The sequence below is a fragment of the Rhodopseudomonas sp. BR0G17 genome (assembly GCF_010907025.1).
Classification (GTDB): domain Bacteria; phylum Pseudomonadota; class Alphaproteobacteria; order Rhizobiales; family Xanthobacteraceae; genus Rhodopseudomonas; species Rhodopseudomonas palustris_H.
Map to the genome: position 1 here is coordinate 111,077 of NZ_QUML01000005.1, position 20,402 is coordinate 131,478.

The following is a 20,402-nucleotide window of genomic DNA, read 5'->3' on the forward strand; positions in this document are numbered from 1 at the left end:
CTAAGCCTCTTGTGTCGGCGCCTTGATGCGGAACCACGCAATGTACAGCGCAGGCAGGAACAACAGGGTGAGCACCGTGCCGACGATGATGCCGCCCATCATCGCGTAGGCCATCGGTCCCCAGAACACTTCACGCGCGATCGGGATCAGCGCCAAGCTCGCCGCCGCCGCCGTCAGCATGATCGGCCGCATCCGGTGCTCGGTTGCTTCCGTCACCGCATCCCAAGGTGGACGTCCCTCGCTGCGCAACTGTTCGATTTGCACGATCAGGATCACCGAGTTTCGGATCAGAATGCCGATCAGCGCCAGCACGCCGAGGATCGCAACGAAGCCGAGCGGCGCACGGCTCGGCAGCAGCGCCGCGACCACGCCGATCAGCGCCAGCGGCGCCACCGCGAACACCAGGAACAGTCGCTGGAAGCTCTGCAGCTGGATCATCAGCACGGTGGCCATCACGAACAGCATGATCGGCACCACCGCGACGATCGGCGCTTGCGACTTGCCGCTCTCTTCCACCGCGCCGCCGACGGTCACCGAATAGCCGACCGGCAGCTTGGCGGTGAACTCGCCGACCGAGTGCTTCAGCTGCTCGACCACCGTCGCCGGCTGCACCTCGTCGATCACGCTGGCCTTGACCGTGACGGTCGGCAGCCGCGCGCGGCGCCAAATCGTCGGCTGCTCCAGTTCGTAGCGGAAGGTCGCGACCGCAGCGAGCGGCACCGTCTGGCCGCTGCCGCCGGATAGTTGCAGGTTGCGTAGCGTCTCGATCGAGCCGCGCTCGGCGTCATTGGCGCGGCCGAGCACGTTGACCAGATAGATGTCGTCACGCACCTGGGTGATGGTCGCGCCGTCCAGAATGCCGTTCAGCGTCGAGGCAATGTCTTCCGACGTGACGCCGAGCTGCCGCGCCTTGTCTTGCAGCACGTCGACCTTGATCACCCGCGCCGGCTCCATCCAGTCGAACACCACTTCGCCGAGATGCGGATTGGCGGCGACGATGCCGGCGAGCTGCTGCGCGAAGCCGCGCACCTTGGCGATATCCGGCCCGCTGACGCGATACTGCACCGGCCGCCCCACCGGCGGGCCGATGTCGAGCAATTTCACCAGCGCGTCGGTGCCCGGGAAGGTCTTGCGCAAGTAAGCCTGCAGCTCCTGCCGCAGCCGGTCGCGGTCGGCGAGGCTCTTGGTCACGATCACCATCTGGCCGAAGGTGGCGTTCGACGGCTCGACGTCGAACGACAGCACGAAGCGCGGAGCGCCCTGCCCCACATAGGTCGACCAGTGGTCGATGCCGGGCCGTCCCGTCAGCGCCTCGCGCTCGAACTTGGCCATCTGCGCATTGGTCTCGGCGATCGAGCTGTTCTGCGGCAGGTTCCAGTCGACGATCAGTTCCTTACGGTCCGAATTCGGGAAGAACTGCTGCTGCACGAAGCCCATGCCGACGATCGACAGCGCGAAGGCGGCCAGCGTCAGTCCGATCGTCAGCCAGCGGTGCTGCATGCAGAAGCCGAGCATCCGGCTGAACATCGTCGCGAACCGGCCCTTGGTCTCGTGGTGGTTCTTCATCTTGTCGGGCAGGATGGTGACGCCGAGCAGCGGCGTGAACAGCACCGCGACGATCCACGACGTCAGCAGCGACACCGCGATCACCACGAACAGCGTGAAGGTGAACTCGCCCGCCGCGCTGTTGTTGAGGCCGATCGGAATGAAGCCCGCCACCGTCACCAGCGTGCCGGTCAGCATCGGGAACGCAGTCGAGGTGTAGACATGGGTCGCGGCCTTGGCGAGCGAGTCGCCGACCTCGAGCCGCGCCACCATCATCTCGACCGCAATCATCGCGTCGTCGACCAACAGGCCGAGCGCGATGATCAGCGCACCGAGCGAAATCCGCTGCAGCGAGATCCCCGAATAGGACATCACCATGAAGGTGATCGCCAGCACCAGCGGGATCGAAATCGCCACCACCAGGCCGGCGCGCATGCCGAGGCTGATGAAGCTGATCACCAGCACGATCGCCACCGCCTCGAACAGCGCCCGGGTAAAGCCCGACACCGCCTCGTCGACGATCTGCGGCTGGTCCGACACCAGATGCACTTCGGCGCCGACCGGCAGATCGGCAGAGATCCGCTTCATCTCCTCTTTCAGCGCTTCGCCGAACTGCAGCAGATTGGCGCCGGCTTTCATGCCGATCGTCAGTGCAATCGCCGGCTCGCCGTTGAAGCGGAACAGCGAGGTCGGCGGATCGACGTAGCCGCGCCGGATGGTGGCGACATCGGTCAGCGGGAAAAAGCGGTCGTTGACCCGGAGATTGATCGCCTTGAGGCTTTCTTCGGACGTGAACTGACCGCTGACGCGGACACTGATCCGCTCCGGCCCGGCCTGCAGCACGCCCGACGGCGTGATCGCGTTCTGCGCCTGCAGCGAGCTGACGATGGTGCGCTGGTCGAGGCCGAGCGCCGCGACTTTGCGCGGCGAGAATTCGAGGAAGATCACTTCGTCCTGGGCGCCGACGATGTCGACACGGCCGACATTCGGCACCTGCAGCACCTTGGCGCGGACTTCTTCGACCTTGTCGCGAAGCTGGCGCTGGGTCAGGCCGTCGCTGGTGAAAGCGTAGATATTGCCGAACACGTCGCCGAAGCGATCGTTGAAGGCGGGGCCGACCACGCCCTGCGGGAAGTCGCCCTTGATGTCGTTGATCATGTTGCGCACGCGCACCCAAGTGGGCTGCACGTCGCGTGCCTTGGTGGTGTCGCGTAGATTGACGAACACCGTGGTCTCGCCGGGCGTGGTGATGCTCTTGGTGTAGTCGAGCGACTCCAGCTCCTCGAGCTTCTTCTCGATCCGGTCGGTGACCTGTCGGGTGGTCTCCTCGGCCGAGGCGCCGGGCCACTTCGCCTGGATCACCATGGTCTTGATGGTGAACGCCGGGTCTTCCTCGCGGCCGAGGTCGAGATACGAAAACAGACCGGCCGCCATGAAGGCGATCATGAAGTACCAGACGAGCGAACGGTGCTGCAGCGCCCAGTCGGAGAGATTGAACGACTTCACGGCGTGACTTCCCGTTCGAACCGGACCATTTGGCCTTCCTGCAGATGATGGACGCCGGCGGTAACGATCCGCATGCCGGCCTCGAGTCCATCGGTGACCTGAGCCGTGCCGTTGTCGCTCGGTGCGACCTGCACGCTGCGCTTACTGACCGATCCCTTGGCGGTGTCGATCACCCACACGCTGGCCTGATCGCCCTGGCGCAGGATCGCGGTCGCCGGCAGGCGGAAGCCGCGGCTCGGCTTGCCCGGGATCAGCGTGGTGATGGTGGTGCCGAGCCGGAATGTCTCGGGCGGATTTTCCAGCGTGATACGGACCCGGCGCGCGCGGGTGACCTGATCGGCCTGCGGCGCGATCTCGCGCACCTTGCCGTCGACCCGGACGCGCGGATCGAGCTGCAGCGCCACGGTCAGCGGCGTGCCGATCTTCAGCACGCCGACCAGATCGTCGGCGACGTCGATCACCGCCTCACGAATGTCGGGACGCGCGACGGTCGCAACCATCTGGCCGGGATTGACCACCTGACCGACCTGCGCGCCGACCGCGGTGACGACGCCGGCATATTGCGCCTCGATCTTGGTGTAGCTCAATTGCTCGCGCGCCTTGGTCAGCGCCGACTGGGCGCGGACCACCGCAGCCTGCGCGGCGGCATCGCCCTGCTCGGCGCTGTCGAGTGTCGCCTTGGTGGTCGCGCCGGTCTCGATCAGCGCTCGCTGCCGGTTGGCGGTGCCGCTGGCATTGACGAGTTGCGCCTGCGCGGTCGCCAGATCGGCCTGCGCCGAACGCACCGCGAGTTCAGCCGCGAACGGATCGACCGCGGCCAGCGTCTGCCCCTTCTCCACGACGTCGCCGATATTGACCGGACGGGCGATCAGCCGGCCGAGCATGCGAAAGCCGTAGTCGGTTTTGAACTGCGGCTCGACCGTGCCGACGACGGCGAGATTGGTCGCCTGCAGCGGCGCAATCACCGTCGACATCACCGGCCGCACCGGGGGCTTGGTTTCCGATTTGTCGTTGCAGCCGGTCAGCAGCAGCGCAGCCGCGATCACCGCAACGAAACGTGGTGCGCTCATGCGGCGCCTCCCGCATCGGCAACCACCTGCCCGGGACGCAGCATCTTTCCGCCGTCGACCACGACGCGATCGCCGATCGAGAGGCCGCGACTGACCACGATCGCGTCGGTCTCGTAGCGTTCGATCGCGACGCTCTTGAGGGACACGGCATGGGTCTTCGGATCGACCACCCACACCGCAGCGCCGCTCTGATCGGCGGTCAGCGCGCTCCACGGCAGCACGATCTTGTCCAGCGTCTGGCTGAAGCCCTCGCCGACCACGACGCTGCCGAGCGTCATCTCGGGCGGCGGATTCTCGATCGACAGTTTGACCCGGACCGAACCGGTCTTCGGATCGACGGTCGGCGAGATTTCGCGCGGCTTGGCCACGGCGGTAATTGCCGGGTTCGACACCAGCGACAGCTTGATGGAGTCGCTGCCGACCGGGATCAGGAAGATCGCCTCATAGACGTCGAACACCGCATCCCGGGCGCCGTCTTCGGCGAGCGTGTAGGCCGACTGCGCCGACTGCGCGACCTGACCGACTTCGACGTTGCGTGCGGTGATGATGCCGGCGGCGCTGGCGCGCAGCTCGGTGTAGCCGAGCGCATCCTTGGCGATGCCGAGTTGCGCCTTCGCGGTGTCGACAGAGCCCTCGGCGGCGCGCAGCCCCTCCTGCGCCTGGTCATAGGCAACACGGGTGGTAAAGCCGGACCCCATCAGCGTCTTCTGGCGTTCGTAGGTCGCGGTGGCGAGACGGAGCTGGGCTTCGGCGGCAGTCAGGGCCGCCTGGGCGCCGACCAGATCGGCGCGCTGTTCGGTCGGATCGAGCCGCGCCAGCAGATCGCCGGCATTGACGTGGGCGCCGACGTCGACCAGGCGCTCGACCACCCGGCCGCTGACACGGAACGACAATTCGGTGGAAACCCGGGCCTGAACGTCGCCGGTCACCCGAATGACCGTGCTGCGGGGCTGGGTGTGGACCACCTCGGTCTTCACCAGGGTCACCGGGCGTTCCCGCCGGGCCTCCTCGCCGCATCCCGCCAGAGAGGCGGCAATCATCAGCAGCACCACGGGTCTGAGCCAAAGCATCAGGAATTCGCCCATTCGATCAAGCGCATTGCAGTGCAATATTATTGACTGACTCGAAAGTCAATATTAAAACTACGTGATCGGAGTTCGCCCCATGCCGCCTGCCGTCACCAAACGCGCCCGCCGCAAAGCCGAGCGCCCATCGGAAATCCTCGACGCCGCGTTCGAGGAATTCGTCGTGCACGGCTATGCGGCCACCCGCCTCGAGGATGTCGCGGCGCGCGCAGGCGTGACCAAGGGCACGATCTATTTTTACTTCGACACCAAGGAGCGGGTGTTCGAGGAGATGGTCCGGCATAAATCGCAGTCGTTTCTGCCGGGCTTGAAGGACCACGCGCTCACCCTCTCCGGCTCGGCCACCGAACGGCTGCGCGGCTTGATCGCCTTCACCTATGGCCACATTGCGGAGAACCGCGAGTCCCGCGAAATTCTGCGCTTCCTGATCGCCGAGGGCTGCCGCTTTCCGGATCTGGTCGACCGTCACTACGACGAATTCGTCGCACCGATCATGGATCAGTTCAGGCAGGTGATCGACGACGGCGTCGCCGCGGGCGAATTCCGCGATGCGCCGGCGGCTGCCTTCACCGAGATCGTGATGAGTCCCGCAGTACTGCTCAGCCTGTGGTCGCTCTTGTTCGGCACCCGCAAGGAAGTCGATTTCGTCGCCTTCACTGAAGCGAGTGTCGATCTGCTGCTGCGCGGCTTGGCGAACGATTGAGGCATCACGCGCGGCGCGCGTGCTGATCGATCACCGCCATGCGCCAGCGAAGGCTTTTCTGAAACGCCAGGCGCACTATCTACAGCCTTCACATCGTCAGGGCTGCCCTCCATGAAGAAGATCGGTTTTCTCTCGTTCGGCCATTGGTCGCCGCAATCACGCACGCGTTCGGCCGCCGATGCGCTGCTCGAAACCATCGATCTAGCGCAGGCTGCCGAACAGCTCGGCGCCGATGGCGCCTACGTCCGCGTGCATCATTTCGCCCGGCAACTCGCCTCGCCCTTCCCGCTGCTCGCCGCGATCGGCGCCAGAACCAAGCGCATCGAGATCGGCACCGCTGTGATCGACATGCGCTACGAGAATCCGCTGTACATGGCTGAAGATGCCGGCGCCGCCGATCTGATCGCTGGCGGCCGGCTGCAGCTTGGCATCAGCCGCGGTTCGCCCGAGCAGGTGATCGATGGCTGGCGCTATTTCGGCTATCAGCCCGCCGAGGGCGAGACCGACGCCGACATGGGCCGCCGCCACGCCGAAGTGCTGCTCGACCTTTTGCGCGGCCAGGGCTTCGCGCAGCCCAACCCGCGGCCAATGTTTCCCAATCCGCCGGGTCTATTGCGGCTCGAGCCGTATTCGGAAGGCCTGCGCGACCGCATCTGGTGGGGTGCCGGCTCCAACGCCACCGCGGTGTGGGCCGCCAAGCTCGGCATGAATCTGCAAAGCTCGACGCTGAAGAACGACGAGACCGGCGAGCCGTTTCACGTTCAGCAGGCGGCGCAGATTCGCGCCTATCGCGAAGCGTGGAAACAGGCCGGCCACACCCGCACGCCGCGCGTCTCGGTTAGCCGCAGCATCTTCCCGCTGGTCGACGATCGCGACCGCGCCTATTTCGGCCGCGAAGGCCAGCAGCAGGATCAGATCGGCTATCTCGACGAACAGACCCGCGCGATCTTCGGCCGCTCCTATGCGGCTGAGCCCGACGCGCTGATCGAACAGCTCAAGGCTGACGAGGCGATCGCCGAAGCCGACACGCTGTTGCTGACGATCCCCAATCAGCTCGGCGTCGATTACAACGCCCATGTGATCGAGGCCGTTCTCACTCACGTCGCGCCGGCGCTCGGCTGGCGCTGATTCGCGGCTTGTCACGCAACGCTGATGTGCGTGCATAACACCGGGCGGAACCGCCGCAGGTGCTCGACGCGGCGCGCCCAGGTTGTTAAGCCCCCTGCTCGCGAAAGGAGACCTCGGGCCGAGCCATGACCGTTGCGATCGAAATGGGGCAAACCAATTCAGGCGCAACCGCGGCTCTCGATCTCGAGGAACTGCTGGCGACGCGCCTGTTGGTGCAGGGCAATTCCGGCTCGGGCAAATCGCATCTGTTGCGCCGCCTGCTGGAGCAGAGCGCGCCCTGGGTACAGCAGGCGATCATCGATCCCGAAGGCGACTTCGTCACGCTGGCGGAGCGATTCGGCCATCTGGTCATCAACGCCGAAGACCACACCGAGCGCGGCCTGCAGGTTGCCGGCGAGCGCGCCCGCATCCATCGCGTCTCGGCGGTGCTCAATCTCGAAGGACTGGATGCCGAAAACCAGATGCGCCGCGCGGCGGCGTATCTCGACGGCATGTTCAACACCGCGCGCGACCATTGGTACCCGATGTTGGTGGTGGTCGACGAAGCACAGCTGTTCGCGCCCGCCGTCGCTGGCGAAGTCTCGGACGAAGCGCGAAAACTGTCGCTCGGCGCGATGACCAACCTGATGTGCCGCGGCCGCAAGCGCGGCCTCGCCGGCGTGATCGCGACCCAGCGCCTCGCCAAGCTCGCCAAGAACGTCGCGGCGGAAGCCTCGAACTTCCTGATGGGCCGCACCTTCCTCGATATCGACATGGCGCGCGCGGCCGACCTGCTCGGCATGGAGCGGCGGCAGGCCGAAGCGTTTCGCGATCTCGAACGCGGCCAGTTCATGGCGCTCGGCCCGGCGCTGTCGCGCCGCCCGCTTGGCTTGCGGATCGGGCCGACCGAGACGCATCCGCGCAACTCCACGCCGCGCCTGATGCCGCTGCCGGAAGCCGGGCTCGAAGACGCGCGCGCCGTGATCCTCGCCGCGCCGCCGCCGGAGACCACCGCAACGCGGCCGCAGCGCCGCGCCCCCGCGCCGGATCTGCTCAGCCAGTTGATGGCGGCGAAGTCTGTCGCGATCGACACCACGCCCGAGCCCGAAGCGCCGCCGCTCAGCGACGAACAGATCGCCGAGCGCCGCGAACGGCTCGACCGTATCCTGCGCGCGATCCTGGCCGAGCCGGACGCCGGCTTCCGCGCCATCGGCGTGCTGTATCAGGAATTCGTGGTGCGTTGCCGGATCGAAGGCCTGGCCACCGCGATTCCGGACATGACCGAGTTTCGGCGGATGCTGACGCACGCTCGCGCCGGCCTCACCACCGAGATGGCTGCCGATGATGCGTGGCAGGACGTGACGCTGCGCGCCTCCACCCTGCCCGACGATATGCAGGGCGTGTTCATGATCATCGCCCGCGCCGCCAAGGAAGGCTGGCCCTGCCCCGGCGACGCCGCGATCGCGCGGGCCTATGGCACGCACTCGCTGCGCCGCGCCCGGCGCCTGCTGACCTACATCGAAGAACAGGGCTTGATCGTCTGCCAATTCGACGGCGCCGGCCGTCGCACCGTGACGCTGGTCGAACTCGCCTGGGCCACCGCGCCCGGCGATCCCAACGCGCCCGACGACCTGCCGCTCGAAGACGATTGCCGCGCCGCTTCGGCATGAGCCCCGTCGCCTCACCAGGCTAGAAAACGGTTCAAGTCGGCGCGCCGATTTGCGATACGAGAGGCAATCGCAGTTTCGCTGATGCCAGGAGGATCGCCATGAAGACACGGGCCGCCGTCGCGTTCGAGGCCAAGAAGCCGCTCGAAATCGTCGAGCTGGATCTCGAAGGGCCAAAGGCCGGCGAGGTGCTGGTCGAGATCAAGGCCACCGGCATCTGCCACACCGACGCCTACACGCTCGACGGCTTCGATAGCGAAGGCATCTTTCCCTCGATCCTCGGCCATGAAGGCGCGGGCATCGTCCGCGAAGTCGGCGCCGGCGTCACCTCGGTGAAGCCGGGCGATCACGTCATTCCGCTGTACACGCCGGAATGCCGGCAGTGCAAAAGCTGCCTGAGCCAGAAGACCAATCTCTGCACCGCGATCCGCGCCACGCAGGGCAAGGGCCTGATGCCGGACGGCACCTCGCGCTTTTCCTACAAGGGCCAGACCATCTATCACTACATGGGCTGCTCGACGTTCTCGAACTTCACCGTGCTGCCGGAGATCGCAGTCGCGAAGATCCGTGAGGACGCGCCGTTCGACAAGAGCTGCTACATCGGCTGCGGCGTCACCACCGGCGTTGGCGCGGTGGTCAACACCGCCAAGGTCACGCCCGGCTCCAACGTCGTGGTGTTCGGCCTCGGCGGCATCGGCCTCAACGTCATCCAGGGCGCCAAGATGGTCGGGGCCGACAAGATCGTCGGCGTCGACATCAATGACGACAAGGAAGAATGGGGCCGCCGCTTCGGCATGACCCACTTCGTCAACCCGAAGAAGGTCGACGACGACATCGTCCAGCATCTCGTCGGGCTCACCGATGGCGGCGCCGACTACACGTTCGACTGCACCGGCAACACCAATGTGATGCGCCAGGCGCTCGAAGCCTGCCATCGCGGCTGGGGCGTCTCGGTGGTGATCGGCGTCGCTGAAGCCGGCAAGGAAATCTCGACCCGCCCGTTCCAGCTCGTCACCGGCCGTGTCTGGAAAGGCAGCGCGTTCGGCGGCGCCCGCGGCCGCACCGACGTGCCGAAGATCGTCGACTGGTACATGAACGGCAAGATCGAGATCGACCCGATGATCACCCACGTGCTGAAGCTCGAAGAGATCAACAAGGGGTTTGATCTGATGCACCAGGGCAAGTCGATCCGTTCGGTGGTGGTGTTCTAGAGCCGTTCATCACCTGATCGAAGCGGATTTGGCCCTTGCCAAGGGCAAAGGTCCTCATCCTGAGGAGCCCGGCAAAGCCGGGCGTCTCGAAGGATGAGGAGCCACATCGCCTGCGGCGCATGGTTCGAGACGGCGCTTCGCGCCTCCTCACCATGAGGTTGTGCCTGTTGTGAGCACTCCGAACCGCGGTCCCGGTTCTATCAAAAGCAGAACTACTCGAGCCCGAACTCACGACGTCTGGCTCTCTTGGGACGAAAGCGGCCAAAGTCCTGTTCGTCCCTCACCGCCCTGGCTCGCCGGAAAACATCAATTCCAGCTGCGCCTCGAATAGGCCTGCGATGTCGACCGGGTGGTCGCGATCGATCAGCTGGTTGTTGAGAATGCCCATCCACACCGGCGCGATCAGCAGATGCGGGTGGCGGATCAACCGATCATCCGGCAGCTCGCCGCGCCGGCGCGCCACCGGCGCCAGTCGTTTGATCTGGTCGAGCACCGGATCGAACATCTCGCGGCGATAGATCTCGACCAGCGCCGGAAACCGCACGCCCTCGACGATCACCAGGCGGGCCATCGCCGCCCTCCCCTTGCGCTCGATCTCGCCGAGCGCGATCAGCAGCGTTCGGCGCAGGAAAGCCTGCACGCTCTCGTCCCGCCCGCGCCTCTCCTCCAGGATATCACCGAGCGCGCCGACCAGCTCCTGCTGCACCACGCCGGCGAACAGTGCTTCCTTTGTGGCGAAGTAACGATAAGGCGTGCCTTTGGCGACGCCGGCACGCTGCGCCACGCCCGCGATTGTGGCGTCCGCAAAACCCTTGTCGAGAAACTCCGCGAGTGCCGCCCGCACGATGCTCGCTTTGGTTTGCGCGGTCTTGTCCGGGCTCGGCCCGCGCGCGACCCGTTTGGAGCGAACCGCCGCATTGCTGGTCAGCGTTTTTGCAGGCGTTTGTTTGGGCTTAGGCATGGTCGCGTCCTGAGCGATGAAGCACGGCACAATTCTGGCGGGTCGTCATCTTGACATAAAATGACCCCATGGTCATTTATGTAAAGGTCGCGCCAGATACCAGCCCTTTTCACCCGAGAAGGCGCCGCGCGTCCCTCCTTTTGGAATCTAGGATTTCCGCCGATGTCGCTGCCCGACGAGCAGCAATGGCTGTTTGCGTTCAAAACCTTCGCCGCTGCGATGCTGGCGATGGCGATCGGGCTGTGGCTCGATCTGCCGCGGCCGTATTGGGCGGTGGCGACGGTCTACATCACCTCGCATCCGCTCTCCGGCACGACGCGGTCGAAGGCGGTGTTTCGCGTCCTCGGCACCCTGATCGGCGCCTGCGTCGCCGTGGCGATCGTGCCCAATCTCGCCGGCGCGCCGCCGCTGCTGGTGCTCGCGATCGCGCTATGGTCGGCGCTGTGCATCTACGTGTCGGTGCTCGACCGCTCGCCGCGCAGCTACGTGGCGATGCTGGCCGGCTACACCACCGCGCTGATCGGCTTTCCGACTGTCGACACGCCGAACCAGATCTTCGACATCGCGCTGGCGCGGACCGAGGAAATCGTGCTCGGCATCACCTGCGCGGCCGTGGTCTCCAGCGTGGTGTTTCCGCGCTCGGTCGGCCCGCTCGCGGCGCAGCGGGTCAAGGCATGGTTCAAGCACGCCCATGCCAGCGTTCGCGACGCGGTCAGCCTGAACAAAAGCCCGGCGGCCGAAACCCATCGTCTGCAGGTCGCCGCCGACTCCGCCGACATCGAAAACCTCGTCACCTTCCTCAGCTACGACACCAATCTCGACCAGAGCGCGACGCGTTGGATCAAGCAATTGCAGCCGCGGATGCTGCTGCTGTTGCCGGTGATGTCATCGGTCGCCGATCGCCTCGACGAACTGCAGCCGCTGGGCGGCCCTTCGGCCCCGGTCGCGGCGCTGGTGGAGCGCACCCGCGTCTGGATGGAAGGCGACGAGCCCGGCGACGCCGCGGTCCGTGATGCCTTGCTGGCTGACGTTCAGGCCGAGATTGATCAGCACCCGCATCGCGGCACCTGGCGCGACCTGCTCGAACTCGGACTGCTGATGCGGCTTCGGGATCTGCTCAACATCCAATCCGACTGTATCGCGCTGGCGGCGGCAACCACCGGCAACGCCACGACGCTCGATGCGCCCTTGCACTATCCGATCGAACAGCATGTCGCGGTGGTGAAGCATCAGGACCACGGCATGGCGCTGCTCGCCGCCTTCGTCACGCTGTTCACCGTGATCACCTGCTGCACCTTCTGGATCGTGTGCGCCTGGCCGGCCGGCGGCACCGCCGCGATGATGGCGACGGTCGGCACCAGCCTGTTCGCCGCACGCGACGATCCGTATCCGTCGATCGTCGGCCTGACCAAATGGACCATCGTGGCCGCTTTTGCTGCGGCGGCCTATCTGCTGCTGATCCTGCCGGCGGTGCACAATTTCGAAAGTCTGGCGCTGGTGCTGGCACCCGCGTTCATTCTGTACGGCGTGCTGATGGGCGCACCCGCGACCTATCCGATCGGGCTCGGCCTCGCCGTCAACACCGGCAGTCTGATCGCGCTGCAGGAGATGTACACCTTCGACACCGCAAGCTTCCTGAACTCGACAGTCGCGGTGGTCACCGGCACCGGCCTCGCCGCGCTGGTCACCGCCGTGCTGCGGCCTGTCGGCGCCGAATGGAGCGCGCTGCGGCTGATCAACGCCAACCGCGCCACGCTGGCTCAGGCCGCCGATATCAGCAGCGAGAACCAACGCGCCAGCGTCGCGGGCCTGATGATCGACCGGATGATGCTGCTGGCCCCCCGCGCCGCCGCTGCCGGCCACACCATGCCGGAAGCGCTGCGCGAGCTGCGCGCCGGCTTCAACATTCTCGACCTGCACCGGGCGCGACTTGAGCTGTCGCGCGGCGCCCGTCGCCGGCTCGAACTGTTGCTGATCCGGCTGGAGCGGCACTACGCGTCGGCTTCGATAGCGCCGCCGGCCGGACTGCTCAGAACACTCGACCGCGCCCTCGCCGCCGTGCGCGACGAGCCGAGCGGCACGGCGCGGCGCGCAGTGCTCGGCCTCGTCGGCCTGCGCCGCTGCCTGTTTCCGACCGCGAAGCCGCCGCGCCTCGCCCTTCAGGAGGCCGCCTGATGACTGCTGAACTCAACATCCTCGGCGTGTTCGTGCCGACCATCCTGATCTGCGCCGCCGCGGCCTTCATTCTCACCAGCCTGGTGTCGCGCCTGCTGGTGTGGCTCAACTTCTATCACCTCGTCTGGCATCACACCTTGTTCAATCTCACCATCTTCGTCGTCATCGTGTTCGTCGCTCTCGGTCTCGTTTCGGGGTGGCCGCAATGAAAGGGCCAGCCATGGGAAAGACTCCGCTTCTGCTCGTCCGCCTCAGTGTCACCACGCTCGGCGTCCTGGTCGCCGCACTGATCGGCTGGCGGCTGTGGGTGCACTACGAGATCGAGCCGTGGACGCGCGACGGCCGGGTTCGCGCCGACGTCGTCGCGGTGGCGCCAGACGTCTCCGGTCTCATCTCGGAGGTGCTGGTCGTCGACAACCAGGTGGTGAAGAAAGGCGACATCCTGTTCCGGATCGATCGCGAGCGCTTCACTCTGGCACTACGCCAGGCCGAAGCCGCGGTCGAAGGCCGCGTGGCTGCGCTCGACGCCGCCAACAAGGATCTGGCGCGCTACCGCAATCTCAGCAGCGACGCCGTCACCGAACAGAAGCGCGAGCAGATCACCGCCACCCAGGCCGAGGCCGAAGCGGCGTTGCACCAGGCGATCGCAGACCGCGACCTCGCCAAGCTCAATCTCGACCGCTCCGAGGTCCGCGCGCAGGTCGGCGGGCTGATCACCAATTTCGATCTGCGCCCCGGCGCCTATGTCAACGCTGGTAGCGGCGTCGCAGCGCTGATCGATCAGGCGACGCTGCATGTCGATGGTTACTTCGAGGAAACCAAGCTGCCGTCGATCAAGGTCGGCGACCGTGCCGAGGTGCGGCTGATGGGCGAGCGCAGCCCGCTCTACGGTCACGTCCAGAGCATCGCCGGCGGCATCGAGGATCGCGACCGCAGCGCCGGCGCCAAGCTGCTGCCGAACGTCAACCCGACGTTCAATTGGGTGCGGCTGGCACAGCGCATCCCGGTTCGCATCGCGCTCGATCAGGTGCCGCCCGACGTCCGCCTCGTGGTCGGCCGCACCGCGACGGTGGTGATCGAGCGCCGCGGCGGCTGACCGCGCGCTACACGACCTATCTTCCGTCATTCCGGATTGCGCGCTCTTGCGCGCAAGTCCGGAATCCATAGTCCCTGGACTCGCGGTGAAGCATAGCGGCGGCGAAGCTTCCTCTAGAACCGAGGCTGCTGGTTATGGATTCCGGGCTCGCGCTCCGCGCGCCTCGGAATGACGAAGGTTGGACTGTATTTGTGGTGGAGAAGCCGGGGGCGCTCACGGCGTCGAGCGCCCCGGAATGACATGGCGAGGTTATGCTACGCGCCCTCGGCCGTGCCGCCGGCAAAATTGCGATACAGGAAGCGGTCGCTGCCGGACGCGGCCTCCGCTTCTGCGGTCTTGAAGATGCGGTCGTGCAGCGGCGACAGAGCGCAGGCTGGGTCGGTCGCGGCGGCATCTCCGGCCAGCGCGAAGGCCTGACAGCGACAGCCGCCGAAATCGATCTCCTTGAACGCGCAGCTGGCGCAAGGTTGCTGCATCCATCCGGTGCCGCGATAGCGATTGAACGCCTCGGCGCTCCGCCAGATCTCGGCGATCGACGCGCCGCCCCTCACCGACGGGAAGTCGAGCCCGGTGATGGTTTCAGCCGCATGGCACGGCAGCACCTTGCCACTCGGCGAGATGTTGAAGAATTGCCGGCCCCAGCCGCCCATGCATTTCTTCGGCCGCGCCGCGTAGTAGTCCGGGATTACGTAGTCGATCGCCAGCACGCCTTTCAGCTGGTCGCGTGCCGCCTCGACTGTGGCGGTGCAATCCTCGATCTGCGCTAGCGTCGGCATCAGCGCGGCGCGGTTCTTCAGCGCCCAGCCGTAATACTGCACATTGGCGACTTCGAGCCGGTCGGCGTCGAGCTTCACCGCCATCTCGATGATGTCGGGCAGCAGGTGCAGGTTCTGCCGGTGCATCACCGCATTGACGGTGAGCGGCAGATCGAGCTCACGGGTCCAGCGCGCCACCTCGAGCTTCTTGGTGTGCCCGCCGGCATAGCCGCCGACACGATCGGCGATCTCTGCCTCGCTGCCCTGAAAACTGATCTGCACATGCGCGAGCCCGGCATCGGCCAGCGCTACCAGCCGCTCGCGGCTCAGCAGCACCGCGGAAGTGATCAGATTGGTATAGAGCCCGACCTCGGTGGCGTGACGCACCAGTTCGACCAGATCCTTGCGTGCGGTTGGTTCGCCGCCGGAGAAATGCACCTGCAGCACGCCGATGCTCGCAAGCTCACTCAGCACCCGCTTCCACTCGTCGGTCGACAGCTCCGCGCCACCCCGCTCCAGCTCCAGCGGATTGGAGCAATACGGGCATTGCAGCGGGCAGCGATGCGTCAGCTCCAGCAGCACGGCGAGCGGCATGCCGAACGTCTCCGCGACGCTGCCCGGCTTCTCCAGCACGGCGACGCCATCGGAACCCGCAACGTTGGTGGCAGTCTCGGTCACGGCGCCGTCTCCCGCGCCTCGGTGAGAAAGCCCTTGTCGGCGAGGTCCTGCAGCATCGCGACCACATCGCGGCCGATCTCGGCGCGATCGGCGGTGTACTTCGCCGCCAGTGCATCGATGATCGCCGCCACATCGCGCGCACCGTCGCAAAATTGCAGGATTTCAACCGCGATCTCGTCCGGTGCCAGCACCCGCTCCGGCGCGAGGATCACCCAGCGCTGCCTTGTGTCGTCGAACTTCAGCCGGGCGTGGCGCGGCAGCACCGGACGGCTCGCCTCGCTGACGCTGATGCGGCGCGGCGCCATGGACTCAGACTCCTTCCGGCACGAAGGCGCCGGGCGGGATGTGGCCGTCGACATAGGCGTGATGCAGCGCGTCGAGCTGCGCCCACAGCACGTTGGTCTTGAAGATCAGCGCGTTGCACACCGCCTCGCGCTCGGCCGGGGTGGTGGCGTGCTGCTTGACGTAGCGCAGCGCAAAGTCGGCATCACGCGGCGCCTGTTCCAGCCGGCGCTTGAAGTAGCTCATGATCTCTGGATTGACGAAGTCGTAATGCGCCAGCATGCCCGCAATGCGCTCTTCGTGCAGATTGGGCGCAAACAGCTCGGTCAGCGATGACGCGATCGCTTCCAGCGGCGTGCGGTCGCGGACGAAGTGCACATAGGCGTCCACCGCAAACCGTGTCGCCGGCAGAATGCCTTGGGTGGATTCGACATAAGCGCTGTCGAGGCCGAGCCCTTCGGTCAGTTTCAGCCAGCGCTCGATGCCGCCTTCGCTTCCAAGATCGCCGTCGTGGTCCTCGATCCGGTGCCGCCACTCGACGCGGGTAGCGCGGTCGCGAAAACGCGAGATCACGACCGCGTCCTTGATCGGGATCGAGCTCTGATAATAGTAGCGGTTCAGCGCCCAGGCTTGCACCTGGCCTTTGTTGAGCTTGCCACCGTGCAGCAGGCGATGAAACGGATGCAGATTGTGATAGCGGGCGGCACCGATCTGGCGCAGGGCCGCTTCCAGCTCATCGGCATTGGCGAGCGGCGCGGCGCCGTTCAGCGAAAACGCGGTCATCGCATTCACAGCGTCACCTCCGTGCCGTCCGCAGGGATCTGCCAGCCGGCCGCTTCGATCTGCCCGCGCTCGGCCGAGTGAGCCAGCAGCGCCGGATTAGAATTGTTGACGTGAACGAACAGCTTTTGCCCGATGCCGAGATCGGCCAGCGCAGCGATCGCGCCATTACCGCCCGCCATCGCGATGTGTCCCATCGCCTGGCCGGTCTTGGTGCCGAGGCCGGCCGCGATCAGTTCGTCGTCGCGCCACACCGTGCCGTCGAACAGGACCAGCGGCGCGCCAGCGAGCCGTGTCTTGAGATCCTCGGTGACGCGCGCGCACGCGGTCAGCACATGCATTGTGTGGCCGGTCGCGGTCTCGGTGATGGTCAGGCCGAGCGTATCGCCCTCGCCGTCTGCACCGCCGGGATGGGTCTGCCCTTCCAGATACCAAGCGCCCTTCCCCGGCACCGCAAAGGCGCTCACCTCAAGGCCGGACGGCGCGCCGTCCGGGAGCCGAAGGGCGAACGGCTGATCGACCGCAATCGGCTGCCGCGCCACCAGCTTTTCATTCAGCACGTTGAAGATGCTGTTGGCCTTCAGGATCGCCAGCACCTTGGCGTGTGCATAGATCGTGAACGGCGAGCCCTCGCGCATCGACAACAGACCGGCGACGGCATCGACCTCGCCATTGGTCAGGATCACACCGGCGATCGGGCTGTGCCGCAACGCGCCGGGCCGCGGATGCAGGTGCGGCGTGGCGATGATCTGCTGGCGTAAATCCGGGGCGGCGTTGATCAGGAACCAGTGCGCGCCATCTGCGCTGATGGCCACCGACGCCTGAGTGCGGCGAAGTTCTGGATCGGCAAAGGCCGCGCGGCAGACCGGACAACCGCAATTCCACTGCGGCACCCCGCCGCCGGCTGCGGCGCCGAGAACGATCACCCGCAGCATCGACCGCCTTCCACTCAAGTCTTCAACGACGACGCACCAACGCCGACCGTCGCGACCGACAGAAACTGCCGGCCGCGCCGTGTGCCGTCGTCACAACGAAGCTGCGATTCGATTACTTGCGCGCCGCGCAGGCGTACATGTTGATTTCCATGCCGACCGCGATCTCGACGATTTCCGGTTTCTTCCAGGCCATGAGGTCCTCCCGATTTGCTGGTCTGATGCCGCAATGGAGTGAGGATAGGTCTGCTTCCTAACCCGCGCAAGCAAACAGCGTTGCGCGGTGCAGCGATCACTCCACGGTGAACGGCGACCGACCAACATGGAAGACACCCGCCTCTGGTCGTAATCTCGCCCCGGCTTCCCGCTGGGAAAGCGGACCAGTGGCACCTCCAAATGCTGGCATGCCAGAACGTCCCGCGAACACTCCGCGAACGCACAAACTCCCTTGAGAACGCCTTGACCGCTTGGCATCTGGTATGCCAGAGCTGAGCCGACGGCGGCCCTCCATCCGCCTGAGGACCTCCATGATCGCACGTGCCCGCCCCACTCCGAACGAGACGCCCGCCGAGCCCGAGCTCGGCATCATGCGGCTCGCGCCGGAGACCAGCTTCAAGACCAAGGCCTACGAGGCGCTGAAGCAGGCGATCCTGAAGATGGACATCTACACCACGCCCGAGCCGGTGATGCTCGATGAGCGCGCGCTGTCGGACAAGCTCGGCGTCAGCCGCACGCCGATCCGTGAAGCGATCGCGATGCTCGAACAGGAAGGCCTGGTGAAGGCGGTGCCGCGCCGGGGCATCATCGTGGTACGCCGGACCAAAGCCGAGATCGTCGACATGATCCGCGCCTGGGCGGCGCTGGAGAGCATGGCGGCGCGGCTGATCACCATCGTGGCGCGCAAGCGCGACATCGCGGCGCTGCGCGACGTGTTCAAGGAGTTCGGTCCGGACCGGCTACCGCAGGATCACATCGACGAGTATTCCCGCGCCAACATCGTGTTCCACCAGACGCTGATCTCGCTAAGCGAGTCGCCGGTGCTGGTCGACATGACCAACGACATCCTGATCCACGTCCGCGGCTATCGCCAGCTCACCATCGGCCGCAAGGAGCGCATCGCCGCCTCCCTGCCCGAGCATCTGGCGATGATCGAGGCGCTCGAAACCCGCGATACCGAACTCGCCGAAAAGCTGGCGCGCGATCACACGCTGCGGCTGGCCGCTTATGTCGAGACTCACGGCCAGGAGCTGTTCGCCTGACGCACGCCTATCCACGTCATTGCGAGCCGAAGGCGAAGCAATCCAGGACGCAAGCACGGGCCGCTGGATTGCTTCGTCGCTTCGCTCCTCGAATGACGAACTGAGAGCTGACCTCGACAAGAAATTGAACACCACGGAGTAACCAGATGACCAAGGCGCTCGACGGCGTTCGCGTTCTCGACTTCACCCATGTCCAATCCGGCCCGACCTGCACGCAGCTGTTGGCGTGGTTCGGCGCCGACGTCATCAAGGTGGAGCGTCCTGGCGGCGGCGACATCACCCGCGGTCAGCTGCAGGACATCCCGAAAGTGGACAGCCTGTATTTCACCATGCTGAACCACAACAAGCGGTCGATCACGCTCGACACCAAGAACCCGAAGGGCAAGGAGGTGCTGACCGCGCTGATCCGCACCTGCGACGTGCTGGTGGAGAACTTCGGCCCCGGCGTGCTCGACCGTATGGGCTTCACCTGGGAGAAGATCCAGGAGATCAACCCGCGGATGATCGTCGCCTCGATCAAGGGCTTCGGCCCCGGCCCGTATGAAGACTGCAAGGTGTACGAGAACGTCGCGCAGTGCACCGGCGGCGCGGCCTCGACCACCGGCTTCCGCGAAGGCCTGCCGCTGGTCACCGGCGCGCAGATCGGCGACAGCGGCACCGGCCTGCATCTTGCGCTCGGCATCGTCACCGCGCTGTATCAGCGCCACCACACCGGCCGCGGCCAGCGTGTCACCGCCGCAATGCAGGACGGCGTGCTCAACCTCTGCCGCGTCAAGCTGCGCGATCAGCAGCGCCTCGCCCACGGCCCGCTCAAGGAATACAGCCAGTTCGGCGAAGGCATCCCGTTCGGCGACGCGGTGCCGCGCGCCGGCAACGATTCCGGCGGCGGCCAGCCCGGCCGCATCCTGAAGTGCAAAGGCTGGGAGCAGGATCCGAACGCCTACATCTACGTCATCACCCAGGCCCCGGTGTGGGAGAAGATCTGCGACGTGATCGGCGAGACCGGCTGGAAGACGCATCCGGACTACGCCACGCCGCCAGCGCGGCTGTCGCGGCTGAACGAGATCTTCGCGCGGATCGAACAGTGGACCATGACCAAGACCAAGTTCGAGGCCATGGAGATCCTCAACGCCGACGATATCCCCTGCGGCCCGATCCTGTCGATGAAGGAACTCGCCGAGGACCAGTCGCTGCGCGCCACCGGCACCATCGTCGAAGTCGATCACCCCGCCCGCGGCAAGTATCTGTCGGTCGGCAACCCGATCAAGCTGTCGGATTCCCCCACCGAGGTGAAGCGCTCGCCGCTGCTCGGCGAGCACACCGACGAAATCCTACGCGAAGTCCTCGGCTACAGCGACGCGCACGTCGCCGAGATCCACGATTCCGGCGCGACCGCCCCGCCGCGCAAGCAAGCGGCGGAGTAATTGCTGCATCGCATCCGCCGCGCCCGAATACCACGGGCGCGGTCGGACTAACTTGTCCGCACGTCATAACAAGTCAGGTTGTTATTTCCCTCCTTGCGCCTGGTGATTAGCACGATCACAATGGCGACGGTACGGCTCCCGACAGAGGCGCCGGCTCACGGAGGAA

Annotated in this window: 18 protein-coding genes; 9 read left to right on the forward strand and 9 right to left on the reverse strand. The window is 65.9% G+C overall.

From position 1 onward, the window contains the following. The 3 genes from DY467_RS06235 to DY467_RS06245 are packed head-to-tail and all read right to left on the reverse strand — an operon-like array spanning position 1 to position 5,206. A complete protein-coding gene (locus tag DY467_RS06235) occupies positions 1-3,051 on the reverse strand; it encodes an efflux RND transporter permease subunit (RefSeq protein WP_164634624.1) in 3,051 nt (1,016 codons plus the stop codon). After that, positions 3,048-4,121 (reverse strand): efflux RND transporter periplasmic adaptor subunit, encoded by a 1,074-nt coding sequence (locus tag DY467_RS06240; RefSeq protein WP_164634626.1) that lies wholly within the window; start codon positions 4,119-4,121, stop codon positions 3,048-3,050. The genes DY467_RS06235 and DY467_RS06240 overlap by 4 nt, the downstream gene beginning before the upstream one ends. After that, complete coding sequence (locus tag DY467_RS06245; RefSeq protein WP_164634628.1) at positions 4,118-5,206, reverse strand: efflux RND transporter periplasmic adaptor subunit; 1,089 nt, start codon at positions 5,204-5,206, stop codon at positions 4,118-4,120. The genes DY467_RS06240 and DY467_RS06245 overlap by 4 nt, the downstream gene beginning before the upstream one ends. A 79-nt stretch (positions 5,207-5,285) precedes the next feature. Here DY467_RS06245 and DY467_RS06250 point away from each other — a divergent pair, with 79 nt between their 5' ends. From DY467_RS06250 to DY467_RS06265, 4 genes are all read left to right on the forward strand, one after another. Further along, a complete protein-coding gene (locus DY467_RS06250) occupies positions 5,286-5,909 on the forward strand; it encodes a TetR/AcrR family transcriptional regulator (protein ID WP_107343920.1) in 624 nt (207 codons plus the stop codon). Positions 5,910-6,020: 111 nt separating this feature from the next. Then, entirely contained in the window at positions 6,021-7,037 is a 1,017-nt protein-coding gene (locus DY467_RS06255) for an LLM class flavin-dependent oxidoreductase (RefSeq protein ID WP_164634630.1), read from the forward strand. A gap of 125 nt (positions 7,038-7,162) precedes the next feature. Then, positions 7,163-8,686 carry a helicase HerA domain-containing protein gene (locus DY467_RS06260; RefSeq protein WP_164634632.1) on the forward strand — a complete coding sequence of 508 codons (1,524 nt, stop codon included), beginning with the start codon at positions 7,163-7,165 and terminating at the stop codon, positions 8,684-8,686. 98 nt (positions 8,687-8,784) lie between these two features. After that, positions 8,785-9,894 carry an S-(hydroxymethyl)glutathione dehydrogenase/class III alcohol dehydrogenase gene (locus DY467_RS06265; protein ID WP_164634634.1) on the forward strand — a complete coding sequence of 370 codons (1,110 nt, stop codon included), beginning with the start codon at positions 8,785-8,787 and terminating at the stop codon, positions 9,892-9,894. Between the two features lie 280 nt (positions 9,895-10,174). Here DY467_RS06265 and DY467_RS06270 read toward each other — a convergent pair whose 3' ends face one another. Continuing rightward, positions 10,175-10,855: a TetR/AcrR family transcriptional regulator gene (locus DY467_RS06270; protein WP_164634636.1), complete on the reverse strand. Its 681-nt coding sequence runs from the start codon at positions 10,853-10,855 to the stop codon at positions 10,175-10,177. Positions 10,856-11,017: 162 nt separating this feature from the next. Here DY467_RS06270 and DY467_RS06275 point away from each other — a divergent pair, with 162 nt between their 5' ends. From DY467_RS06275 to DY467_RS06285, 3 genes are read left to right on the forward strand one after another with little or no spacing between them, the layout of a single operon-like run. After that, on the forward strand, positions 11,018-13,030 hold the full coding sequence (locus DY467_RS06275; RefSeq protein WP_164634638.1) for an FUSC family protein: 2,013 nt from the start codon (positions 11,018-11,020) through the stop codon (positions 13,028-13,030). After that, entirely contained in the window at positions 13,030-13,239 is a 210-nt protein-coding gene (locus DY467_RS06280; RefSeq protein WP_011157507.1) for a DUF1656 domain-containing protein, read from the forward strand. The genes DY467_RS06275 and DY467_RS06280 overlap by 1 nt, the downstream gene beginning before the upstream one ends. Before the next feature lie 11 nt (positions 13,240-13,250). Continuing rightward, on the forward strand, positions 13,251-14,126 hold the full coding sequence (locus tag DY467_RS06285) for an efflux RND transporter periplasmic adaptor subunit (protein WP_164634640.1): 876 nt from the start codon (positions 13,251-13,253) through the stop codon (positions 14,124-14,126). Positions 14,127-14,380: 254 nt separating this feature from the next. Here the strand turns inward: DY467_RS06285 and pqqE are convergent, their stop codons facing one another. From pqqE to pqqA, 5 genes are all read right to left on the reverse strand, one after another. Continuing rightward, entirely contained in the window at positions 14,381-15,475 is a 1,095-nt protein-coding gene (pqqE, locus tag DY467_RS06290) for a pyrroloquinoline quinone biosynthesis protein PqqE (RefSeq protein WP_246701474.1), read from the reverse strand. Between the two features lie 80 nt (positions 15,476-15,555). Next, positions 15,556-15,864, reverse strand: coding sequence for a pyrroloquinoline quinone biosynthesis peptide chaperone PqqD (pqqD, locus tag DY467_RS06295; RefSeq protein WP_164634642.1), 309 nt, complete (start codon positions 15,862-15,864; stop codon positions 15,556-15,558). A 4-nt stretch (positions 15,865-15,868) separates the two neighbouring features. Continuing rightward, positions 15,869-16,633 (reverse strand): pyrroloquinoline-quinone synthase PqqC, encoded by a 765-nt coding sequence (gene pqqC / locus DY467_RS06300; protein ID WP_349627614.1) that lies wholly within the window; start codon positions 16,631-16,633, stop codon positions 15,869-15,871. Beyond that, complete coding sequence (gene pqqB / locus DY467_RS06305) at positions 16,630-17,556, reverse strand: pyrroloquinoline quinone biosynthesis protein PqqB (protein WP_164634646.1); 927 nt, start codon at positions 17,554-17,556, stop codon at positions 16,630-16,632. Before pqqB ends, pqqC begins: the two co-directional genes overlap by 4 nt. A 112-nt stretch (positions 17,557-17,668) precedes the next feature. Then, positions 17,669-17,749, reverse strand: a complete 81-nt coding sequence (gene pqqA / locus DY467_RS06310; RefSeq protein WP_013503240.1) for a pyrroloquinoline quinone precursor peptide PqqA — start codon at positions 17,747-17,749, stop codon at positions 17,669-17,671. A 331-nt stretch (positions 17,750-18,080) separates the two neighbouring features. On the opposite strand from pqqA, the gene DY467_RS06315 reads away from it, so the two are divergent. Both DY467_RS06315 and frc read left to right on the forward strand, forming a co-directional pair. Beyond that, entirely contained in the window at positions 18,081-18,812 is a 732-nt protein-coding gene (locus tag DY467_RS06315) for a GntR family transcriptional regulator (protein ID WP_164634647.1), read from the forward strand. 146 nt (positions 18,813-18,958) lie between these two features. Further along, positions 18,959-20,236 carry a formyl-CoA transferase gene (frc, locus tag DY467_RS06320; protein WP_164634649.1) on the forward strand — a complete coding sequence of 426 codons (1,278 nt, stop codon included), beginning with the start codon at positions 18,959-18,961 and terminating at the stop codon, positions 20,234-20,236. Positions 20,237-20,402 lie beyond the last annotated feature (166 nt).